This window comes from Bacteroidota bacterium, from assembly GCA_016706255.1.
Lineage (GTDB): Bacteria > Bacteroidota > Bacteroidia > Chitinophagales > BACL12 > UBA7236.
Genome location: JADJJZ010000001.1, coordinates 47,679 through 67,946, shown reverse-complemented (window position 1 = coordinate 67,946; position 20,268 = coordinate 47,679). Strand labels below are relative to the sequence as shown.

Sequence of the window (20,268 nt, the reverse complement as noted above, 5' to 3'; positions counted from 1 at the left end):
ACCTGCAAAAGATTAATTTTGTTTTCACACTCAAAATAACACTATGAAAACAACATTACTTGCAATCGGCATCAGTTTTTTATTTCTGCAACACGTAAATGCGCAGATATTCGCCACAGGTCAAATAAATGTTTTGTATCAAAAAGGAAATGCATATTACGGAGAAAGTGCGTTTTTACCCGGCGCAATTTTCAGTGCAGGTTATTATGAATTCATGAGTAATTACGATGTTTATGTAAATGCCGGAATCGGTTTACCAAAACTAACGCATTATACCAGTGATTTTTTTGGAAACTCAAGTTTTGCTGATCCCGAAAATATTGACGAAATTGTAAATTGGTATAACCTTGGCATAGGTGGAACATATTGGTATGAAAGCGAAGCGTATAATAACTTTATGATAGGCGTAACCGGAGGTGGTGAATTTATTTTTCAAACCGTTGAACAAAAATGCGTACATAATGGAGATGATTTTATCTTTAATTATTCCGGACAAACCTTTAATGCTTTTGGCGGGCTGAAATTATTGTATTTGCCAACCGATGTTGTAGGTGTGCAATTTGATATGATGTATAAAATCCCGTTCATTGGTACTTCTGAATATTGGTCATACACCGGTGTAAATCCTTCCATGGAAAGCGGATTCTATTTCAGACTGGGACTTTTGTATTATTTCGAATAAACACTACAGCATAGGGTTGCCGTTTTTTTTCGTTACTTTGCAGTTCAAAATAACGAACAATGAACAAAGGACCTATTTCGAATTTTATAGCACATCATTATCGCCATTTTAATGCTGCGGCGCTGGTTGATGCTGCCAAAGGATATGAACAACATTTACTGGAAGGCGGCAAAATGATGGTTACCCTTGCCGGCGCTATGAGTACAGGCGAGTTAGGCATTTCTTTTGCCGAGATGATCAGACAAGGCAAGGTTGATATTATTAGTTGTACCGGTGCAAACCTTGAAGAAGATGTAATGAACCTGGTTGCCCATTCACATTATAAACGCGTGCCGAATTATCGTGATTTAACACCTGCTCAGGAATGGGAATTGCTGGAGCAGGGATTAAACCGTGTTACCGATACCTGTATTCCTGAAGAAGAAGCATTCAGAAAAATACAGCACCATATTGTAAAAATCTGGAAAGATGCAGAAGCTGCAGGTGAAAGATATTTTCCGCATGAATACATGTATAAATTATTATTGAGTGGCGTAATGAAAGAAGATTACGAAATTGACGCGAAAAATTCGTGGATGATTGCTGCTGCAGAAAAAAATATCCCGATTGTGGTTCCGGGTTGGGAAGATAGTACAATGGGTAACATTTTCGCATCATATTGTATTAAAGGCGAATTAAAAACTTCCACCATGAAAAGTGGTATTGAATACATGGTATGGTTGAGCGATTGGTATAGAAATAATTCTGCAGGTAAAGGCGTAGGATTTTTTCAAATTGGCGGTGGTATTGCCGGCGATTTTCCAATTTGTGTGGTGCCTATGATGTATCAGGACTTAGAATGGCATGATGTGCCGTTTTGGGGATATTTCTGTCAGATTTCCGATTCAACAACGTCGTATGGTAGTTATTCAGGTGCTGTGCCTAACGAAAAAATTACCTGGGGTAAATTAGATATTCATACGCCCAAGTTTATTGTAGAAAGTGATGCGACTATTGTTGCGCCATTAATTTTTGCCTGGGTTTTAGGTTGGTGATTTTTATCAACTTTTTTGTTGAATTACGTATCTACTTTTGCGTTGTAAATATTTATCATGCATTTGCACCTTTTGTAAATGCATGATTATTAAACTATAATTATTATGTATACAACGCCAAATTATATTTCTGCCGAACAGGCATTAAGCTGCATTAAATCGGGTGATCGCGTTTTTGTTCATGGCAGCGCATGTACACCAACACATTTATTAAAACATCTTGCCGAAAGAAGCAACCAGATTCACGACGTAGAATTGGTATTTATCAGTGTGTATGGAGATATGCATGTAGATAAACCGGAACATCGCGACAGCTTTTCGATGAACAGTATGTTTGTTTCTAACAGTATCAGACAAGATGTAAATAGTGGTTTTGCAGATTACATTCCCGTTTTTTTAAGTGAAATTCCGGAGTTATTTAAACGCGGTATTTTAGGGTTAGATGTTGCGTTAGTGCAAGTTTCACCTCCTGATAAACATGGTTACTGCTCTTTAGGTGTTTCAGTTGATATTGCACGAACCGCAGTAAATATGGCAAAATATGTTGTTGCGCAGGTAAATCCGCAGGTGCCACGCACACATGGCGACAGTTTAATTCATGCATCCCGTTTTCACGCTATGGTATATGTAAATGAACCTTTGCATGAAGCTTCATTCGGTGAAAAGGTAGGGAAAGATGAAATGAAAATTGCCGAACATATTGCGGGATTAATTGAAGACAGAAGTACATTACAAATGGGCATCGGTGCTATTCCTGATGCCGTGTTAAAAGCACTTACCAATCACAAAGATTTAGGTGTACACACAGAAATGTTTTCTGATGGATTGATTCCGTTATTTGAATCGGATGTAGTGAATAACAAATACAAAAAAATACATCCAAATACTACAGTATCAGGGTTTGCCTTGGGTTCAAGAAAATTGTATGATTACGTTGATGATAATCCGGCTTTTGAATTTTTAGATATCGATTATGTAAATGAACCATCTGTAATTAAACAAAACGATAAAGTAGTTGCAATCAATAGTGCTATAGAAGTAGATATAACAGGTCAGGTTTGTGCTGATTCAATTGGTATTATTCAGTATTCGGGTGTGGGTGGACAAATGGATTTTATGCGTGGTGCGGCGTTAAGTGAAGGCGGAAAACCGATTATTGCATTAACATCGCGCACTGCAAAAGGTGTTTCACGAATTGTGCCTGTATTAAAACCGGGAGCCGGAGTAGTAACAACCAGAGCACATGTACATTATCTTGTAACTGAATATGGTATTGCTTATTTGTTTGGAAAAAATTTACGTCAACGCGCAAAGGCTTTAATTGAAATTGCACATCCGGATGATCGAGCAGCATTGCATCAATCCTGTTTTGAACGATTTAAATTATTTGTATAAATAAAAAATCCGATGCTCAACACATCGGATTTATTTTAGGGGTTTATCGTATATTATTGAAACGAATAACTTAATCCGATTCCGAATACCTCTTTAAATTGTGTTTTTGGACCTGTGCCTACCTGCACACCATCCTCATAAGTTGCAATTGCAATGTCGTGATCGTATAATACTTGTAAGAAAATTGTTGTTGCAAAATATTTACTCACTTTAATATTGATATTATTTTGAAAATCGACGTCAATATTTCCTTTGTGTTCAGCAATTGGATCGGTGTAATTATTAAACAACACGAGTTTAGAAGAAAAGCTGGTGTTTTTTCCGATAGGTGTATTTAAAGCGGCCACCATTGAGGCACCAAATTCAGCGCGTAAATTTTCTCCTGCATCAACACCGTAACGGTTTTTATTGTTGGCTGTGTCGGTTATTGCAGTAGATATATCTTCATCTAATACAAAAGTAAATTTGCCGGTTGCAGGTGACAGGAATAGTGAAAATTTGTCACTTGGTTTCCAGTCCAAACCGATAGCTGCGGTTAAATAACCCGGAGATAATAATTTAGAAATAGGCATTGCAGCGGCAGGGTCGGTAACATAATCGTAACCTGCTGCAAACTGAGTCAAAAAGTTCAACATTCCTGAATAGTAAAAATCGTCGGCGAATGCATAGCGACCATATTTACTGTTTAATTCGATACGGTCGTCATTTTTGCGGATATCATCATAATTATTCGCAGTAATTAAACCGTAATTCATATTTAAGGTATTGTCCCAGGTAGTTTTATCTTTTTTGTAATTACCATAAAAATTGGTGAGCAGGGTAGCGGAGAGGTTACTTTCACCACCGGCAGCCCAATTGGTTAAAGATGTTTGATTAAAATTAAGAATAGCGCCACCACCTTTTTTCCAGGTAGTATCCACCTGACTGAAAGATATTGTAACCGTACTCAGCAGGATAACAAGGGTAAATAATTTTTTCATATTTTTTTGATTGATTTAATTGCAGGCCGTTTTTCAATAATCGGGCCAATTATACATAACAATGCCTCCCAATTGGAAGGCATTGTATATTATACGATTTATTTTTTTAACAGATCGCGAATTTCTCCAAGTAAAACTTCCTGAGCGGAAGGAGCCGGAGGTGCTGCAGGTGCTGCTTCTTCTTTTTTCTTCATTGAATTAATTGCTTTTATTACCATAAACATTACAAAAGCAATAATGATGAAGTTGATCAGCACTGAAATAAAATCACCATACATGATGGCAATTTCAGCTTTTGCAACTGTGCCATCAGCGGCCATTTGAGCTTCTTTCAGTGTAAATTTCCATGTGTGGAAATCTTTACCTGAAATTAGGCTCACCAAAGGCATTACCATTCCATTAATAAAGGTATTCGAAACTGCGGCGAAAGCGGTACCCATTACAAAACCGACTGCCATATCGATTAGGTTGCCTTTCATGGCAAAATCCTTGAATTCTTTTAACATTCCCATAATGTGATTGATTTTTAGGTTAACAAATATTGGTTTATTCTGTCACAATAGTAACAAAATTTTGCAAAACTCAAATGTGAAAAAGTGTGGGTTTCTATCAGGCTCTGACGTGAACGGCGTTCTTTTCGCGTACCATCTCAATATGCTCAATTCCGTCGAGTAAGTATATGTCACTTTTCGGCTCAAAACCATAACCAGAATAGAACTTTTCTAAATAATACTGGGCTTCAATTTTGATGGACACCGGGCCGTATTTATCTTCAATAAAATTAATTGCTTTATCCATAACCATTTTCCCGTAACCATTATTGCGGTGTTCAGGATGCGTTGCAACACGTCCGATACTTACTTCATTATAACCGGTACCGGGTTGAACAATGCGACAAGAGGCGATAACTTTTCCTGCATCATCTACCCCAAAAATATGGTCACAAAATTGGTCTTTTCCATCAACATCCAGGTATACACAATTTTGCTCAATAGCAAACACTTCCTGCCTTAAACGCAGTATACCATACAGCTCAAATACATTCAACTGATGAAAACTCTTTATTTTCCAGAATAAATTCTCCATGAAACCGATTTCTTTCCTAAGTTAGATAAACGTTATAAAATTAACAATGGTTGTGTGATGTGCCACTTCTAATTGTCAACATTCAGTTAACAAAATTCGGGAGTGCAATGTTCCGTCATCCGAAGAAAAAAATCAAAAAAAGAAATCCCGGTAATGGTGGATTACCGGGATTTGTGTTCAGTTTACAGGAATTTCAGCTTTTTTTTCTTAACCCCTTAAAATATTTTTTTCGTTATTGAAGAAACGAACGCTGATAATCAATGCAATAGCGGCATAAATAAATAATGCAGCATAGGTCATTAAAAGCGGACCAATTTCAATTGTACCGGAAATAATTTCCTTGGCACCGAGTGAAACGTTTAAGATTGGAACCAATGCAGTTTTATAATCGAGGGTAACACCCGGTAACATACCAAAAATGGTTGGGAAAACAATAAATATCATTAATGGCGTAATCATACTTTGTGCTTCTTTAAATGTTTTTGCATAAATAGATAACATGAGTGTGATTGCCGCAAAAAAGATATTAAGTGGTAATAATATCACGAGCATCATAATAATGGACCCCGGAGAGATAATTCCTGACAATAATTCGCTTATTTGTGACATATCAGAATCACTGGCACCGCTGCCAATAAGTTTTGCAGAAACAATTAATCCGGCAATACTTGCCATTGCGGAAATAAACCCGCTTAAGGTTACTGTAATGAGTTTCCCGGTATAAATTTCCATACGGCTTGCAGATGAAACCAATAAGGTTTCAAGTGTCCCTCTTTCTTTTTCCCCTGCAGCAAGATCAATAGCCGGATACATACATCCAATCATACAGAAAATGATAAAAAAGTAAGGGATAATACCACCCACAATACTACCTAATTGTTCACGTGATGAAGCCAGGTTACGTTCAATACTTTTTGCAGGTTCAAGCACAGTTTCACTTACTTTTATTTCTGCGAGTTTTTGTTTTACCAGTTGTTGTTTGTAACCGGAATTTATATTTTGAACAATGCCCACTTCAAATTCATTATTCGTGGATGTATAAAAATATTGAAAACCAGTTGCTTCTAATTTAGCAAGCGCTGAGTCGTAACCAGCAGGGAAATAATAGGCTACATCTATACTATCTGCTAAAATGAGTTCTTTCGCTTTTGTGGTATCTGTAACTGAAGAAATTTTTGTATTAGGCATTGGTGTAATAAACCCTTTAAAATTTGCTTCATTGCCGTTTGAAATAATTGCTATACGCAAGGTTTCAGATACGGCCTTTTCACTTTGTGCGGTCATGTATTTGGTAATACCTACAAAAATGGCCGGATAAACTACAAGTGGGATAAGCAGCATCACCATCAGTGTGCGTTTATCACGCATGATATCTTTTATTTCTTTAAGAAATATGGTAATTATATTTTTCATTGTATTGATTGATAAAGTTAAATTGTTCAGATTGTTGCGGGTTCATGTTCTTGTGCCATGCGAATAAATTCATCCTCTAAAGTGATTTCGCGCATACCTTTTTTGAAATCTTCGAACAAACCGTTATAAATAAGATCACCTTTGTAAATAATTGCTAAATCATCTGCAAGCATATTTACTTCACTCATAATATGTGTCGACAAGATTATGGTTTTGTTTTCGCGCTTACATTGTCTGATTAATTCGATAATACTTTTTGCAGCAATTACATCTAAACCTGAAGTTGGCTCATCAAATACAACAACCTGCGGGTCGTGAATCATTGTTCGGGCAATAGAAACTTTTTGTTTCATACCTGTACTGAATTTCCCTACGCGACGATGTGCAAATTCGTTGATGCCCAATAAATCGAATAATTCTTTTTTACGGCGTTTTAGCGTAACTTCATCCATACCGTTTAACCTGCCGAAATAGGTAATTGTTTCATCCGGTGTAAGTCGGTCGTACAAACCGGTTGAACCGGTTAAAAACCCTAAATTATTGCGCACATCTACACCATTGGTAACCGTGTCGAATCCATTAACTACAATAGTACCCGATGTTGGTTTTAAAATAGTGGCTATCATACGCAGAGTGGTTGTTTTACCTGCCCCGTTAGGCCCCAGCAACGTAAAAATGCGACCCGGCTGGCAGGTAAATGATACATTTTTCACGGCATGTACTGTGTCGCCCTGTTGCGCATAATTCATTTCTTTTTTTTGTTGCCTCGACAACTGAAATGATTTTGAGAGGTTGGTAATTGTTATCATATTCTAAATTTACTTATTTATAATGGTGTAATGGTATATCCTTTATTTGCTAATAATTGTAAAATACCGGTTGGCCCACCTAAATGTGCTGCGCCAACTGCAATAAATGAAGATTGTTTATTTATCTCATTCATAATAACCGGTATCCAATTTTTATTTCTGTTCACCAAAAATAAATCATCATATTTTTTTATTTCAGGTGAATTGGTTTCCATTAAATTTAATAATGCATTTAAATCTCCCGACAAATAACTTGCCACCATATTATCAAAATTGGTATACTGTTCATCAGAAGAATCAATTGAGGCTACAATCCAATCCAGTTGCTCCTCATAGCTGATTGAATCAAAAATGTGCAATTGTGAATTTAGTGTTTCCAGTCCGCCAACCGGAATTTGACTGCGCATACATTTTTGTAAAAAATACAATTCAAATGATGCTAATTCGCCTTTTATTAAATGTGTTGTTTGTAATTGATAAATTGCGAATGGCTTTTGATTAGCATAAGCTGAAATATCTACTTTTAATGAATCTGTGCAGTATTTCGATATTTTATTAAACTCATCAGCACTACAATAATCTTTAATAGATTTATTGTCCGGTAATAACATCCAGTTTTGAAAAGTGGATTGTAAAGTAATATCGGTTAAATCAACTTCGAAAATAATTTTATCTGCAGCATCAAACACAGAATCAACTTCAGGTTTAATTTTAAAATCACTTTGCTCCAATAAATGTATGGTGCCATAAATATATGATGGTGTTTCCAGACCGTTACCACTCACTTTCCACAGCAGAGAACCCGTGTAGCCCGTGTTTTGAGCCTGTGCGACACAAAATGAACAAACTAAAAATAAAACACACAAAAATGATTTCATGATTGCGAATCGTTTAATAAATGGTTACTTAAAAATGTTTCCATGGCAGCATAAAATTCAAACCTGTTTTCCTGATTTGAAAACCCGTGGCCTTCATTATCTTTAACCATATAATCTACATCAATATTTTTTGCTCTTAATGCTTCAACAATCTGGTCGCTTTCCGATTTTTTTACACGAGGATCAAGAGCGCCCTGAGCAACAAAAAGTGGGGCTTTAATTTTATCGATATGCAAAAGGGGAGAAGATGAAGCGAGTAATGCTTTATCGTTTTCAGGATGCCCAACCATTTCGTACATCATTTCCAAGTAAGGTTCCCAATATGGTGGAATAGACGACATGAATGTAAATAAACTGCTCACGCCAACATAATCGACACCACAGGCATATAAATCAGGCGTAAATGTTAAACCTGCAAGCGTTGCATAACCACCGTAACTTGCTCCGTAAATACCAATTTTATTTTTATCGGCTATTCCTTTTTCAATTAAATATTGAACGCCATCGGTAATATCATTTTGCATGGTTTTGCCCCATTGTTTAAATGCAGCTTCCAAAAATTGTTTGCCATAACCGGTGGAACCCCTGAAATTAATTTGTAAAACAGCATAACCACGATTGGCTAAAAATTGTACTTCGGGATTAAAATGCCATGTATCCCGCGCCCATGGTCCACCATGCGGATTTACAATTAAAGGAAATGGTTGTGATGAATTATTATTTGGTAATGTTAAATAACCATTTATCGTTAAACCATCACGTGAGGTATATTGTATCGGCTCCATGTGGCAAAGTGCTTCGCTGTTGAGCCATGGGCTTACGTTAGCGAGATGGGTAATGGTATCCAGATTTGCATCGTACAAATAATAATTTCCAAGCGATACATCACTTAATGTTCTGATGATAAAAAATGATTCATTTTTATCCTTATCCGTAAAATAAATTTCAGCATCTTCCTGTATCAGCGATTTAACACGTTCGTAACGTTGTTCACTGGTTTTATCAAAAAAAGTATAATGTTTTTTATCGGTTGTATATGCTGCACTGGTTATTACTTTTCTTTTTTTCGAATAACCCAGATTGTCGGCATCTACTGCGTTGTGCTCAAATAGTATTTCCAATTCCTTAACTGCAACCGGATCAAATAATACAATTGCAATTTTATCGCGACCGATATTACTTAGTGCATAAAAATATTTATTTTCAAAATCAAAAAATAAAGGTGAAATACCTTCTCTGAAATTAGTTGTAACAATAGGTTTAAAAGGTTCGCTAATTACATCTCGATATAATAAACTTGAATTTACACCATCTGTTGTAATAGCAATTCGAATATCACCTTTGTGGTCGGTTACCCATCCGGTTATTGTTCCAGGATTTTCTTCTAAAAGTGTAAGCGTGCCATCAATGGTATTCAGCTTAAAAACATCAAATAATTGTGGATTCCTGCGATTCATCATGATGAGGATATGTGCCTCATCATCTTCCAGTTCATCAATAATATCCACCTTTACATTTTCAAATGGCGTAAGGTCGCGGGTTGCGCCATCGGCTAATTCAACAGCAAATACATGATGGTTTTCATCCCCATTATTATCTTGCAAAAAAGCAAGTTGGGTATTATTAAGCCATAAATAAGTGGAAATATCTCTGTTTGTTTGAAAAGTTAGCTGACGAATTGTTCCGGAAGCTACATTTTTGACAAAAATATTCATGCGGTCTTTATAACCTGAAAGCCAGGAAATATGCATTCCGTCAGGTGCTATATGAAATCCGGTTTGTTTTGGGTTACGAAAAAAGTCTTGTAAGGAATCCGCATTTTTAAAAATTTCTGTCAAAGTTACATTTGAGGCTGGTTTACCAGTCAAAGATCTGCGATTCAAAGTTTAGTAAGCTACTTATTTTCGACAAGTGGAATATTTTTTCGACTGTCAAATTTGAGCCCCCAATTCTTCAAAATCAAGGGTGTATCTTTGCGCCATGAGTCATTTAGTTGCGCCCAGCATTTTAAGCTGCGATTTTGCCTACATTGCCCGAGACATTGAAATGATCAACAATTCAGAAGCCGATTGGATTCATGTTGATGTGATGGACGGGGTTTATGTGCCAAATATGAGTTTTGGAATTCCTGTGGTAGCTGCCATGAAACGCCATAGCAAAAAGCCACTTGATGTGCATTTAATGACCGTTACACCGGAGCGTTATTTAAGGGAATTTAGAGCAGCCGGAGCCGATTCTATTTCAGTTCACGTTGAGGCTTGCACACATTTACATGCTACCCTTCAGGAAATAAAAAAATTAGGCGCAAAAGCAGGCGTAGCAATAAATCCGGGCACTTCCATTGCTGTTTTGGAAGATATTATTACCGATATCGATATTATTTGTTTTATGGCTGTGAATCCGGGTTGGGGCGGACAAAGTTTTATTGAAACATCTATCAATAAAATACAAAAGCTGCGCAAACTCATTGATACCAGTGGTTCTAAGGCGCTGATTGAAATTGATGGCGGTGTAAAACTGGATAATGCACAACGTATTTTGGATGCCGGAGCCGATGTTTTAGTGTCGGGAAGTGGTGTTTTTGGAGAAACTGACCCTGTTGCTGCAATCCACACACTTAAATCGCTCGTAAGAAAATAATATGCAAAAAACGGCGTTTGTAGCTTTAATGTTTCGCATTTTATTCTCCACACTGCTGGCATTGATATCCCTTTCTGCCAGTGCCCAGCAAAAAGCTACCATTTACGGTAAAATTACTGATACCAAACAAAAACCGATTCCGTCTGCAAATATTAAAGCACTTGACTTAAATATTATTACGCAGAGTGATGCGGATGGAAATTTTACCATCTCGTTACCAGCAAATGATACTGTGATATTGAGTTTTTCATTCGTGGGTTTTGAAACAGAATACGAAAAATTTTATCTCGAACCCAACGAACGTTATCCATTATATGTGCAATTAAAAGAAGGTAGTGTGTTAGGAACGGTTACCGTATCATCAAAAGATGACCTGCGACATATTGAGATAAAAGACCTTGAGCCGATACCATCAACCATGGATCCATTAACGGCAATTTTGGCAATAATGGGGGCAAGAAATAATAACGAGTTAACATCACAATATTCGATTCGCGGTGGCAATTATGATGAAAATCTCGTTTATGTGAATGATTTTGAAATTTACAGACCTCTTTTAGTGCGCTCCGGTCAGCAAGAAGGTTTACCATTTCCGAATTATGATTTAATCAGTAATATCGGATTTAGTGCAGGTGGATTTGAAGCAAAATATGGCGATAAATTATCCAGCGTTTTAGATATTCAATATAAAGTACCCACCGAATTTGAAGCCGGTGTTACAGCAAGTTTATTAGGCGCATCATTTTATTTTAACGACCGACCTGATTCAGGAAAAGTTTATTATTTATTCGGCACACGATATCGCACCAGCAAATATTTATTGAATTCATTAAATACTGAAGGACAATATGATCCTGTGTTTGTTGATATGCAGGGATTGCTGGGAATTAATATCTCGAAAAAATCGAAACTGGAAATATTAGGTAATTTAAGTTATAACAGTTACACCTTTTTACCATTAAGTCGCTCCACTGCAACCGGTGTTGTAAATGAAGTTATTCAATTAGATGTGTTTTTTGAAGGGCAGGAAATAGATCAGTTTATCACAGGATTTGGCGGAATTTCATATCAATATACGCCAAATGAGTTAACGAATTATAAATTTTTGGCATCAGCATATCACAGTCTCGAATCTGAAACATTTGATATTATTGGTCAATATTGGTTAGGGCTTGTTGAAACAAATTTAGGTGATGAAGATTTTGGTGATGTGGTGTATGGACTAGGCGTAGGAACGTTTCAGGATTTTGCGCGTAATTATTTAACTTCAGATGTGGTGAATTTGAGTCATATCGGCTCGCGTGAAACGGTTAGTGGAACCAACTATATTCAATGGGGCGCACGCGTTCAAACTGAAATAATTAATGATGAATTAAAAGAATGGGAATTGCTCGACAGTGCCGGTTATTCATTGCCTTATACCGGAGAAGAAGTTCAATTGCAGGAAGTATTTAAAAGTACAATCACTTTAAACAGTATGCGTTATAGTGGTTATGTACAAAATACCTGGGAGCCAAGCGGTAAACATTTTGCCGTTACTTATGGCGTTCGTTCCAGTTATTGGGATTTAAATAAGGAGGTGACAGTTACACCACGTGTGCAATATATCTGGCAGCCGCAATGGACAGATAAAAATGATTCGCTGCGTAATATAGAATTTAAGGCATCGGCAGGTTTATATTATCAGCCGCCATTTTATCGTGAATTACGCAATTTGGAGGGAGCAATTAATGAAGATGTAAAGAGTCAGAAAAGTGTGCACGTATTAGTTGGTTCAGATTATAAATTCAAAGCATGGGATCGTGATTTCCGATTTATTTCTGAAATCTATTATAAATCTTTATATGATTTAGTGCCATACGATTTGGAAAATGTGCGCATCAGATATTATGGTGAAAATAGGGCTGTTGGATATACTGCCGGAATAGATTTGCGATTACACGGAGAAATTGTTCAGGATGCTGATAGTTGGGTGAGTTTAAGTGTAATGCGCACGAAAGAAGATATTGATGGTGACAGTACCTTTATTAAAATTTATAATGATGAAGGTGGTATTGATTCATTGATTTTAACACCACAAGGATATATTCGCAGGCCTACAGATCAGTTAGTGAATTTTGCGATGTTTTTCCAGGATTATATGCCGGGAAATGAAAATTTTAAAGTGCATTTAAGCTTCCTTTTTGGAACCGGTATGCCTTACGGTCCGCCGAATAATGAATATTATCGCAACGCTTTAAAAATACCGCCATACCGCAGGGTTGATATTGGTTTCAGCGCATTGTTGCTGGATAAAAACCGTGACAAAACCGGTAAAAAACCAATTAACACCGTATTTGAAAGTATGTGGGCGAGTATTGAAGTATTTAATTTATTAGGTATACAAAATACCATAAGTTATATCTGGGTAAAAGATGTAAATAATCAGCAATATTCCTTCCCCAATTACCTCACCGACAGGCGATTGAATTTTAAAATTGTAGCTAAGTTTTAATTTTTATTTCTACATTCGTAGTAAAATAAATGTTATGTGGAAATATGTATATACATTGATTTTATTGCTATGTTTTCAGCCAACCTATGCTCAACAGTTTGAAACCGGAAAATATACACCGGCTGATGATTATGATAATGTACATGTAGAAAAAATATATAGTGATTCTGCAGCCACATCATTTATTATTCACGTTAAAAAGGAAGTGGTATTACATAAACATGCTGAACACACCGAACAGGTTTATATTTTAGAAGGAACCGGCAAAATGCGTTTGGGTAATGAATGGATTTTAATTAAGCCGGGCGATTACATTGTAATTCCTGAAAATACACCTCACGCAGTAATTGTAACCTCTGAAACACCATTAAAGGTTTTAAGTATTCAAACGCCGATGTTTGATGGTACTGACAGAATATTAATTACCGAATAACATTAATTTTTTACCAGCACATAAGCATTTAATGAAGTTGCAATAAGCAGCCAGATAAAATACGGTGCAACCCACCATGCAGCATTTCCAACATGCGATTTTCCCCAAATTAAGAAATATAATACGACTGCAGTTAAAGCAATAATGATAAGTAATCCGGGTAACACCATATGCCATCTAAAAAACACCGGATTCCACATAACATTTAATACAAACTGCAATGCAAATACGAAGTAGATATATTTATTTTCCTGATAGGGAAATTTTAAAGCCACGCGGTACATAAAAATTGAAAAGCAAAACATGATGGTAAACCAGGCAGCGCCAAACACCCATCCCGGAGGTGTCCAGGGGGCTTTATTTTGCATATTATACCATTCGTTTGATGCGGGATTACCAATCAGCCAGCTACCGATTCCCAGGGCTGCAAAATTGATAAATAAAAAAAGGAAAAACTTTGCCATATCATTATAACAAGTTTTTCCTTAAAAGGTTTTGAAAATTATTTTGAGATGTAGTTATTTTTTATTCACCATGAGCATAACGTCAACAATAAGTGACTTTAGCGCATGATTATCTTCCATTTTGTCAATTTCAGCCTGAATTCTTTCAAGATGTTTGGTAAGTGCATCCAAATTAATTTGTGTCTCATTTTTACCGGCTAAATTGGTGATATCCTGTATTGTTCCTGAAAGACACAAGCCGTTATTCTTTTTACTTTTTTGGATAAGTCCCTGATTCGCAATTGTTTTTTCAATATTGCCGGGGAGAATAACCTTATATTCACAATGGTAGGGGCTGACCTTTTTCCATAGTGCGTTTTATTGCGCTCCGCACTTCATTTAATTGGTCCGGAGCAACATATTTGAGGTAATCGTTTAATGTAGGTTCAATAGAATTTTCTTTGTAACCGAGAATTCTAAAAACCTCATTACTCCAATACATTTGATTATTTACCACATCCAGTTCCCAGTTACCCATGCGGGCCATGGTTTGTGCTTCGATAAGGCGTTGTTCATTCAATTTTATAGCCTTGGCATAATCCTCCAGTTTAATTTGTAACTGGTGACGTTCAATGGCATACGTAATGGTTCGTGACAATAAATTGCTGTCGAACTGGCCTTTTACGATAAAATCCTGAGCACCGGCTTTTACTGAATTGATAGCAACGGTATCATCCTCTAAACCGGTCATAACAATTACTGTCTGGCTTGGAAACTCATTCAGAATTGTTTTTACGGTATCAAAACCTGAACTATCGGGTAAGGTTAAATCGAGTAAAACAACATCATAGTCGCTTTCTTCGAGCATAAATAAACCTTTTTTCAGTTCGGCTACGCGTGAAATTTTAGGGATGAGCAGTGTGGATTCATTCAGATAAATTTCGACTAATCGTGCATCAGCAGGGTTGTCTTCGATGAGTAAAATGTTGGTTGTTTGTTTAGGTTCCATTTTTTAGGGCTTCAAAATTTTTTTGCCGGAAGTTTTACCACAGTAAACCAGAATGTTTCTATTTGTCGGATAATAAAAATAAACTGGTCAAGGTCGACAGGTTTGGTGATAAAACAATTTGCGTGCAATTTGTAACTCTTTTGTATATCCAGGTCAGCATCGGATGTTGTCAGAATAATCACCGGAATTAATTTAAGGTTCTCGTCAGCTTTAATTTCGGCCAATACTTCACGGCCGTCTTTGCGTGGTAAATTTAAATCAAGGAGAATGATATCGGGTGTGGGCTGGTTGGTATATTTCCCTTTTCGTTTAAGGTAATCAATAGCTTCAACGCCATCTTTTACCACATGCAATTCATTACGAATGGAGCCCTCTTTCAGGGCTTCCTGCGTTAATCGGATATCACCGGGGTTATCTTCCACCAGTAAAATCTGCATTACTTCATCCTTTTGGGATTTCATCCTGAACTTTGAAAGGTTAACTTAAAAAATTACCCCCACCCCCAAATACGAAAGTAGGAAATTATTGTTAAATGTTGTGTGTGGTGTAAGGTATTCAGTTGCCCGAGTTATTCATAAAAACGTATTGGAGGATGTTAGCGCCCATCTGCAGGGCTTTTTGGCGAACTTCCTCAGGGTCCTTATGTACGTCAGGATCTTCCCAGCCATCGCCTAAGTCGCATTCATAGGTATACAAACAAATGAGTCTGCCTTCCCAAAATAAGCCAAAAGCTTGTGGTGGTTTATTGTCGTGTTCATGTATTTTAGGTAATCCGTTTTTGAACTCATATTTCTGGTGAAATATCGGGTGGGTGAAAGGTAATTCCACCAAATCGAGTTCAGGAAACACTTTTTTTAAGGCAGGACGAACAAAAGGGTCCATACCGTAATTATCATCTATATGCAGAAAACCGCCTGCAATTAAATACGTTCTCAGATTTTGTGCCTCATCAGTCGAAAAAACCACATTGCCATGGCCTGTCATATGCAAGAATGGGTAATTAAATAAATCGGGACTACCCACTTCAACCGTTGGCGGGTCGGTGTTAATGTTTAAATCGAGGTTTTTATTACAAAAGGCAGCTAAATTTGGTAATGAGGTTGGGTTGGCATACCAGTCGCCACCGCCATTATATTTTAATAAAGCGATAGAATTGCTCGGTGCAATTGGGGCAAACGACATCAACAATGCCATTGCAACCAAACCGGTCAATCCTAAAATTTTGTGTTTCATTTTATCTGGTTCAAGGTTTTAACAATCATACTTGCGGCAATTCCGGCAGTTTCAGCGCGTAATACACCATCACCCAAACTTACGGAATTAAATCCATGCCCTTCAGCAAAAATAACTTCTTCTTTTGTGAAATCACCTTCCGGACCAATGCAAACAATTACATCATTACCCTTTTTATAGGTATTTGCTAAAAGCGGTTTAGGTGTTTCGCGACAATGACAAATCAATTTTTGTGCTAGGTTTAGTTTACTTCCTGTTAAATATTGTTCAAATTTTATTAAGGGATGCAGTATTGGTAAAAACGGGTTTTTAGATTGTTTTATTGCTGCTACCAGATGATGCATTTCCTTATCGTGGTTAAATACGCGTCGCTCTCCGTTTTGTGTCAATATAGGTGTTATTGAAGCAACATCCAATTCCGTTAATTTTTCCAATAAAAAACCCAAACGTTCATTTGTTTTAACAGGTGCAATTACCAAATGTATTGCGCCGGGTTGCCTTGTAAAAGTTTGATGAGCAGTAATTTGAACACGGGTATTTTTTTTATGCACTTCAGTAATTATTGCATTAAATAATTTCCCTTGTCCGTTTGTTAACTGGATAACATCATTAATTTTTGAACGTAATACGTTGGTAACATGATGTGATTCCGGTTCACTTAAGGTGTATTCAGATTGATCAATTAAATCAGGAGCGTAAACACAAACCATAATTTATTCTCCTTCCGGTTTATTTAAATCAAATCCTAAAACTAATTCGTGGCCACCACCTAAAACATTTAATGTTGACGCGTAATAATCGTAATTATATCCGATTAAAAAATTATCCATAAAATGAAATTTAACACCTGCAGAATAAACATTACTACTTCGATATCCCACTAAAAATCCAACAGTATTATCCCATTCAAACGAAAAAAGTAAAGCCATTTGTGATGGTAATTTATCGATATAACTAAAACTCATAGCAGGCTCCATTTCCCATGCCTCATTTAATGTAAATTTATATGCGCCATTGATATTAAGTTGCGCAGGCATAAAAGTAATGGTATCATTTATTTCTTTTGTTTTAGATGGATTTAACATACCGGGCATTGCAATTCCGAAATAACCATTTTCATTTTCCCATGCTGCTCCAAATCCGGCATTCATATACATGGCATTAAAATCTGCAGCCAGAGCAGGGTCGTTGCTCATGCCGGGATGCGTTTTTGTAAGTTGTTGCTGATAATTAGTTGCAGATACATCAGCACCTACTACAATTCTGCCAAATGTTGTTTGAAAACGATAAGCATAATTTAACGTAACCGCATTGGTATTACTAATTCCGAAAACATCATGCAATACTATAATACCAATAGATGAACTGCTTATCCCAATTGGGCTGTGGGCACTAATTATAGCGGTGGAAGGAGTAGTTTCCAAGCCTGTCCACAACGTTTTATATTGACCTCTTATATTTAAATGGTAACTATTCCCGGTATATGCAGGATTTAATACAATCGGGTTTTCATTAAATTGCGTAAAAAAGGGTTGTTGCGCATTCAGCACTTCATTTGTAAATAAAAAAAGTAAAACAATTAAGTGTAATTGTTTAATCATCTTGTAATGGTTAAGTTTCCGGTTAGTTGTTTTTCTTCACCATTCATTTTTGCTTTTAAAATAAATACATAAGTGCCATCGGGTAGTGGACTTTTATTTTTTTCAGCATAACCATCCCAGTTGTTGGAATAACCAATTGCATGATAAACAATTTCGCCCCAGCGGCTATAAACGGTTAACTCATTATCCGGATAATTTTCGATACAGGTGATAATCAATAAATCGTTAATGCCATCACCATTTGGTGTGATTACATCCGGGATTACAATATCAGTGCAGGCAGTTTGCGCATTGGCCTGATTATTAAATCCGAGGCCAACAAGTAATAATAAATAGAAAGTAAATTTTTTAATCATTCGATTTAGTTTGCTGTTATATTCAATTCAATTAATGGTCTGAACCCAATTGTAGGTAAAGGTGAAGATATGCCGGTATACGGATCAACTGCATCGATTTTTAGGAGTTCAATGGCATTGTTCCAACTGCCGCCTTTATGAGCTCCTTTTATCGATAACATTTCAGCTACATTGCCACTCATATTGTATAATCCGAATTTATTTGGCTTAAAAGATTTTACAGGTGTTAATATGTCATTTGTTGAATCTTGCACTGCAAAATTACATAGATAATTACCCTTTTTATCTGTTAAGTCATTGCCATCCCATCCATAAATATTATTGGCATTACCACCTTTTGCTGCATTAATCCATTCTGCTTCAGTCGGCAGGCGAACAATAACATCATATCCTGATTTTTGATACTTTAGTTGTAGCCAATTACAATATAAAATTGCTGCATCGTATGAAATATTTACTACAGGATAGTTTTCATATGCAATATGGCGAAAATAATAATTGGTATAAGGGGCATTATAAGAAAATTCATTTTGCCATTGCAATGAGTCAACCGTAGCAATTGCCAAATCTTTAGTGTTATTGGCTGCTTTCAAATCATTTAAAAAAAGTAAATATTGTTTGTTGGTAATTTCGGTAGCTGATATATAATAATCAGTTGAGCCCGCAGATTGAATTAATTCAAATCCTTCATTTTTAAGAAATCGGTTTGGGGATTTATTTATTGAGGAAAATGCAAAAGATAGTATGATAACAATTAACAGGGCTAATTTACTCAGGCGCATAATTAAAAATTATGTTTAAAAGTAGCAAATTAATTTGAGAACCGTCTAAGCGAAAATATTACCACCTCAATAACTTGTGATTTTTGAGTTATCCTAATTCATTGTTACAGTAATAACCGGCCTGAAACCAATAAATGGGGAAGCTTGTAACGAATTACCAAATTCCTGTGGCGCATCAATTTTAAGATATTTGGGATCGCTCCACCAGCTGCCACCCTTCGACATGGCATCATCACTGGTCCATTCACTTACGTTGCCACACATGTTGTACAAGCCATAGTCGTTTGGATTATACGATTTTGTGATAGCTGTAAAATAACCACCATCATCGCTCACCTTTTCTGTTTTGAAATTGGCTAAATACAAACCTTTTGAACTGCGTAATTCACTTCCTGACCAAGCATAAATATTGTTATCGTTACCACCTTTTGCGGCATATTGCCATTCAGCATCCAATGGTAACCGTACTTTAACTTGATAACCTGCAGCGTTGTATTTTTCTTCCAACCATTTACAATATAATCGGGCACCTTCCTGCGATATATTTACTACAGGATAATTGGTAAACGATTCGTGCACATGATACAATTTAACCATATTTTCCATGGAAGCATTATCCAGTTTCCATTTTTCAGGGACAATTTTCGCAATTTCATATTCAGCAGTTTTGCCCTGTTGTTGCAAGTCGCTTAAAAAGGCATTGTATTGTTTGTTTGTTACTTCGCCTGCCAACATAAAAAAAGATTGTATGGTGGTTGGTTTTCCCTGAATGGTAACTGTACCGGAAGGAACAAAAACAAAACCTTCTTTTTTCATGAATTTCTGCATAGGTTTTATGCGCTGAAAACCAGAACCGGTGCCAATTACTACGGCACCAAACAGTAGGAGTAAAACAAACTTTTTCATAGCTGATATTTTTTTGACTAACGTTAAATTACCCTGTTTTAGTATAAAAAAGTGACCCACTACAAATTTTGCAGTGGGTCATAACGAATATTAA

General features: G+C 36.5%; 23 protein-coding genes. 6 read left to right on the top strand and 17 right to left on the bottom strand.

Going from position 1 to position 20,268, the window contains the following annotated elements; translation table 11 throughout:
- Positions 1 to 43 precede the first annotated feature (43 nt).
- The 3 genes from IPI65_00300 (at position 44) to IPI65_00290 (ending at position 3,111) form a co-directional block, all read left to right on the top strand.
- Positions 44 to 682: a hypothetical protein gene (locus tag IPI65_00300; protein ID MBK7440002.1), complete on the top strand. Its 639-nt coding sequence runs from the start codon at positions 44 to 46 to the stop codon at positions 680 to 682.
- Positions 683 to 741: 59 nt separating this feature from the next.
- Entirely contained in the window at positions 742 to 1,716 is a 975-nt protein-coding gene (locus IPI65_00295; GenBank protein MBK7440001.1) for a deoxyhypusine synthase family protein, read from the top strand.
- A 105-nt stretch (positions 1,717 to 1,821) separates the two neighbouring features.
- On the top strand, positions 1,822 to 3,111 hold the full coding sequence (locus IPI65_00290; protein ID MBK7440000.1) for an acetyl-CoA hydrolase/transferase family protein: 1,290 nt from the start codon (positions 1,822 to 1,824) through the stop codon (positions 3,109 to 3,111).
- 53 nt (positions 3,112 to 3,164) lie between these two features.
- Here the strand turns inward: IPI65_00290 and IPI65_00285 are convergent, their stop codons facing one another.
- The 7 genes from IPI65_00285 to IPI65_00255 all read right to left on the bottom strand — a co-directional run bounded on the left by IPI65_00285 (position 3,165) and on the right by IPI65_00255 (position 10,028).
- Entirely contained in the window at positions 3,165 to 4,091 is a 927-nt protein-coding gene (locus IPI65_00285) for a DUF3078 domain-containing protein (protein ID MBK7439999.1), read from the bottom strand.
- Between the two features lie 98 nt (positions 4,092 to 4,189).
- On the bottom strand, positions 4,190 to 4,603 hold the full coding sequence (gene mscL / locus IPI65_00280; GenBank protein MBK7439998.1) for a large-conductance mechanosensitive channel protein MscL: 414 nt from the start codon (positions 4,601 to 4,603) through the stop codon (positions 4,190 to 4,192).
- A 97-nt stretch (positions 4,604 to 4,700) separates the two neighbouring features.
- The gene (locus IPI65_00275) at positions 4,701 to 5,177 is read right to left on the bottom strand and encodes a GNAT family N-acetyltransferase (protein ID MBK7439997.1); all 477 of its coding nucleotides are present in this window, start codon (positions 5,175 to 5,177) and stop codon (positions 4,701 to 4,703) included.
- A gap of 207 nt (positions 5,178 to 5,384) precedes the next feature.
- Positions 5,385 to 6,590 (bottom strand): ABC transporter permease, encoded by a 1,206-nt coding sequence (locus IPI65_00270; protein MBK7439996.1) that lies wholly within the window; start codon positions 6,588 to 6,590, stop codon positions 5,385 to 5,387.
- Positions 6,591 to 6,616: 26 nt separating this feature from the next.
- Positions 6,617 to 7,399, bottom strand: a complete 783-nt coding sequence (locus IPI65_00265; GenBank protein ID MBK7439995.1) for an ATP-binding cassette domain-containing protein — start codon at positions 7,397 to 7,399, stop codon at positions 6,617 to 6,619.
- 17 nt (positions 7,400 to 7,416) lie between these two features.
- The gene (locus tag IPI65_00260) at positions 7,417 to 8,277 is read right to left on the bottom strand and encodes a TraB/GumN family protein (GenBank protein MBK7439994.1); all 861 of its coding nucleotides are present in this window, start codon (positions 8,275 to 8,277) and stop codon (positions 7,417 to 7,419) included.
- Complete coding sequence (locus IPI65_00255) at positions 8,274 to 10,028, bottom strand: S9 family peptidase (GenBank protein MBK7439993.1); 1,755 nt, start codon at positions 10,026 to 10,028, stop codon at positions 8,274 to 8,276. Before IPI65_00255 ends, IPI65_00260 begins: the two co-directional genes overlap by 4 nt.
- A 229-nt stretch (positions 10,029 to 10,257) precedes the next feature.
- Between IPI65_00255 and IPI65_00250 the strand changes: the two genes are divergently transcribed.
- The 3 genes from IPI65_00250 to IPI65_00240 are packed head-to-tail and all read left to right on the top strand — an operon-like array spanning position 10,258 to position 13,844.
- Positions 10,258 to 10,917, top strand: coding sequence for a ribulose-phosphate 3-epimerase (locus IPI65_00250; GenBank protein ID MBK7439992.1), 660 nt, complete (start codon positions 10,258 to 10,260; stop codon positions 10,915 to 10,917).
- Between the two features lies 1 nt (position 10,918).
- Entirely contained in the window at positions 10,919 to 13,411 is a 2,493-nt protein-coding gene (locus IPI65_00245) for a TonB-dependent receptor (protein ID MBK7439991.1), read from the top strand.
- Positions 13,412 to 13,445: 34 nt separating this feature from the next.
- Positions 13,446 to 13,844: a cupin domain-containing protein gene (locus tag IPI65_00240; protein MBK7439990.1), complete on the top strand. Its 399-nt coding sequence runs from the start codon at positions 13,446 to 13,448 to the stop codon at positions 13,842 to 13,844.
- A 2-nt stretch (positions 13,845 to 13,846) separates the two neighbouring features.
- On the opposite strand, the gene IPI65_00235 is transcribed toward IPI65_00240, so the two are convergent.
- The 10 genes from IPI65_00235 to IPI65_00190 form a co-directional block, all read right to left on the bottom strand.
- The gene (locus IPI65_00235) at positions 13,847 to 14,308 is read right to left on the bottom strand and encodes a tryptophan-rich sensory protein (protein MBK7439989.1); all 462 of its coding nucleotides are present in this window, start codon (positions 14,306 to 14,308) and stop codon (positions 13,847 to 13,849) included.
- A 54-nt stretch (positions 14,309 to 14,362) separates the two neighbouring features.
- The gene (locus IPI65_00230) at positions 14,363 to 14,545 is read right to left on the bottom strand and encodes a hypothetical protein (protein ID MBK7439988.1); all 183 of its coding nucleotides are present in this window, start codon (positions 14,543 to 14,545) and stop codon (positions 14,363 to 14,365) included.
- An 82-nt stretch (positions 14,546 to 14,627) separates the two neighbouring features.
- Positions 14,628 to 15,296 (bottom strand): response regulator, encoded by a 669-nt coding sequence (locus IPI65_00225; GenBank protein ID MBK7439987.1) that lies wholly within the window; start codon positions 15,294 to 15,296, stop codon positions 14,628 to 14,630.
- A gap of 11 nt (positions 15,297 to 15,307) precedes the next feature.
- On the bottom strand, positions 15,308 to 15,757 hold the full coding sequence (locus IPI65_00220; protein MBK7439986.1) for a response regulator: 450 nt from the start codon (positions 15,755 to 15,757) through the stop codon (positions 15,308 to 15,310).
- 94 nt (positions 15,758 to 15,851) lie between these two features.
- Positions 15,852 to 16,529: a DUF4159 domain-containing protein gene (locus tag IPI65_00215; GenBank protein MBK7439985.1), complete on the bottom strand. Its 678-nt coding sequence runs from the start codon at positions 16,527 to 16,529 to the stop codon at positions 15,852 to 15,854.
- The gene (locus IPI65_00210; protein MBK7439984.1) at positions 16,526 to 17,239 is read right to left on the bottom strand and encodes a 16S rRNA (uracil(1498)-N(3))-methyltransferase; all 714 of its coding nucleotides are present in this window, start codon (positions 17,237 to 17,239) and stop codon (positions 16,526 to 16,528) included. The genes IPI65_00215 and IPI65_00210 overlap by 4 nt, the downstream gene beginning before the upstream one ends.
- A 3-nt stretch (positions 17,240 to 17,242) precedes the next feature.
- Positions 17,243 to 18,130, bottom strand: coding sequence for a PorP/SprF family type IX secretion system membrane protein (locus tag IPI65_00205; GenBank protein ID MBK7439983.1), 888 nt, complete (start codon positions 18,128 to 18,130; stop codon positions 17,243 to 17,245).
- Positions 18,127 to 18,486, bottom strand: coding sequence for a gliding motility-associated C-terminal domain-containing protein (locus tag IPI65_00200; protein ID MBK7439982.1), 360 nt, complete (start codon positions 18,484 to 18,486; stop codon positions 18,127 to 18,129). Before IPI65_00200 ends, IPI65_00205 begins: the two co-directional genes overlap by 4 nt.
- Positions 18,487 to 18,491: 5 nt before the next feature.
- Positions 18,492 to 19,268 carry an SUMF1/EgtB/PvdO family nonheme iron enzyme gene (locus tag IPI65_00195; protein ID MBK7439981.1) on the bottom strand — a complete coding sequence of 259 codons (777 nt, stop codon included), beginning with the start codon at positions 19,266 to 19,268 and terminating at the stop codon, positions 18,492 to 18,494.
- Positions 19,269 to 19,361: 93 nt separating this feature from the next.
- The gene (locus IPI65_00190; protein MBK7439980.1) at positions 19,362 to 20,174 is read right to left on the bottom strand and encodes an SUMF1/EgtB/PvdO family nonheme iron enzyme; all 813 of its coding nucleotides are present in this window, start codon (positions 20,172 to 20,174) and stop codon (positions 19,362 to 19,364) included.
- Positions 20,175 to 20,268: the final 94 nt, after the last annotated feature.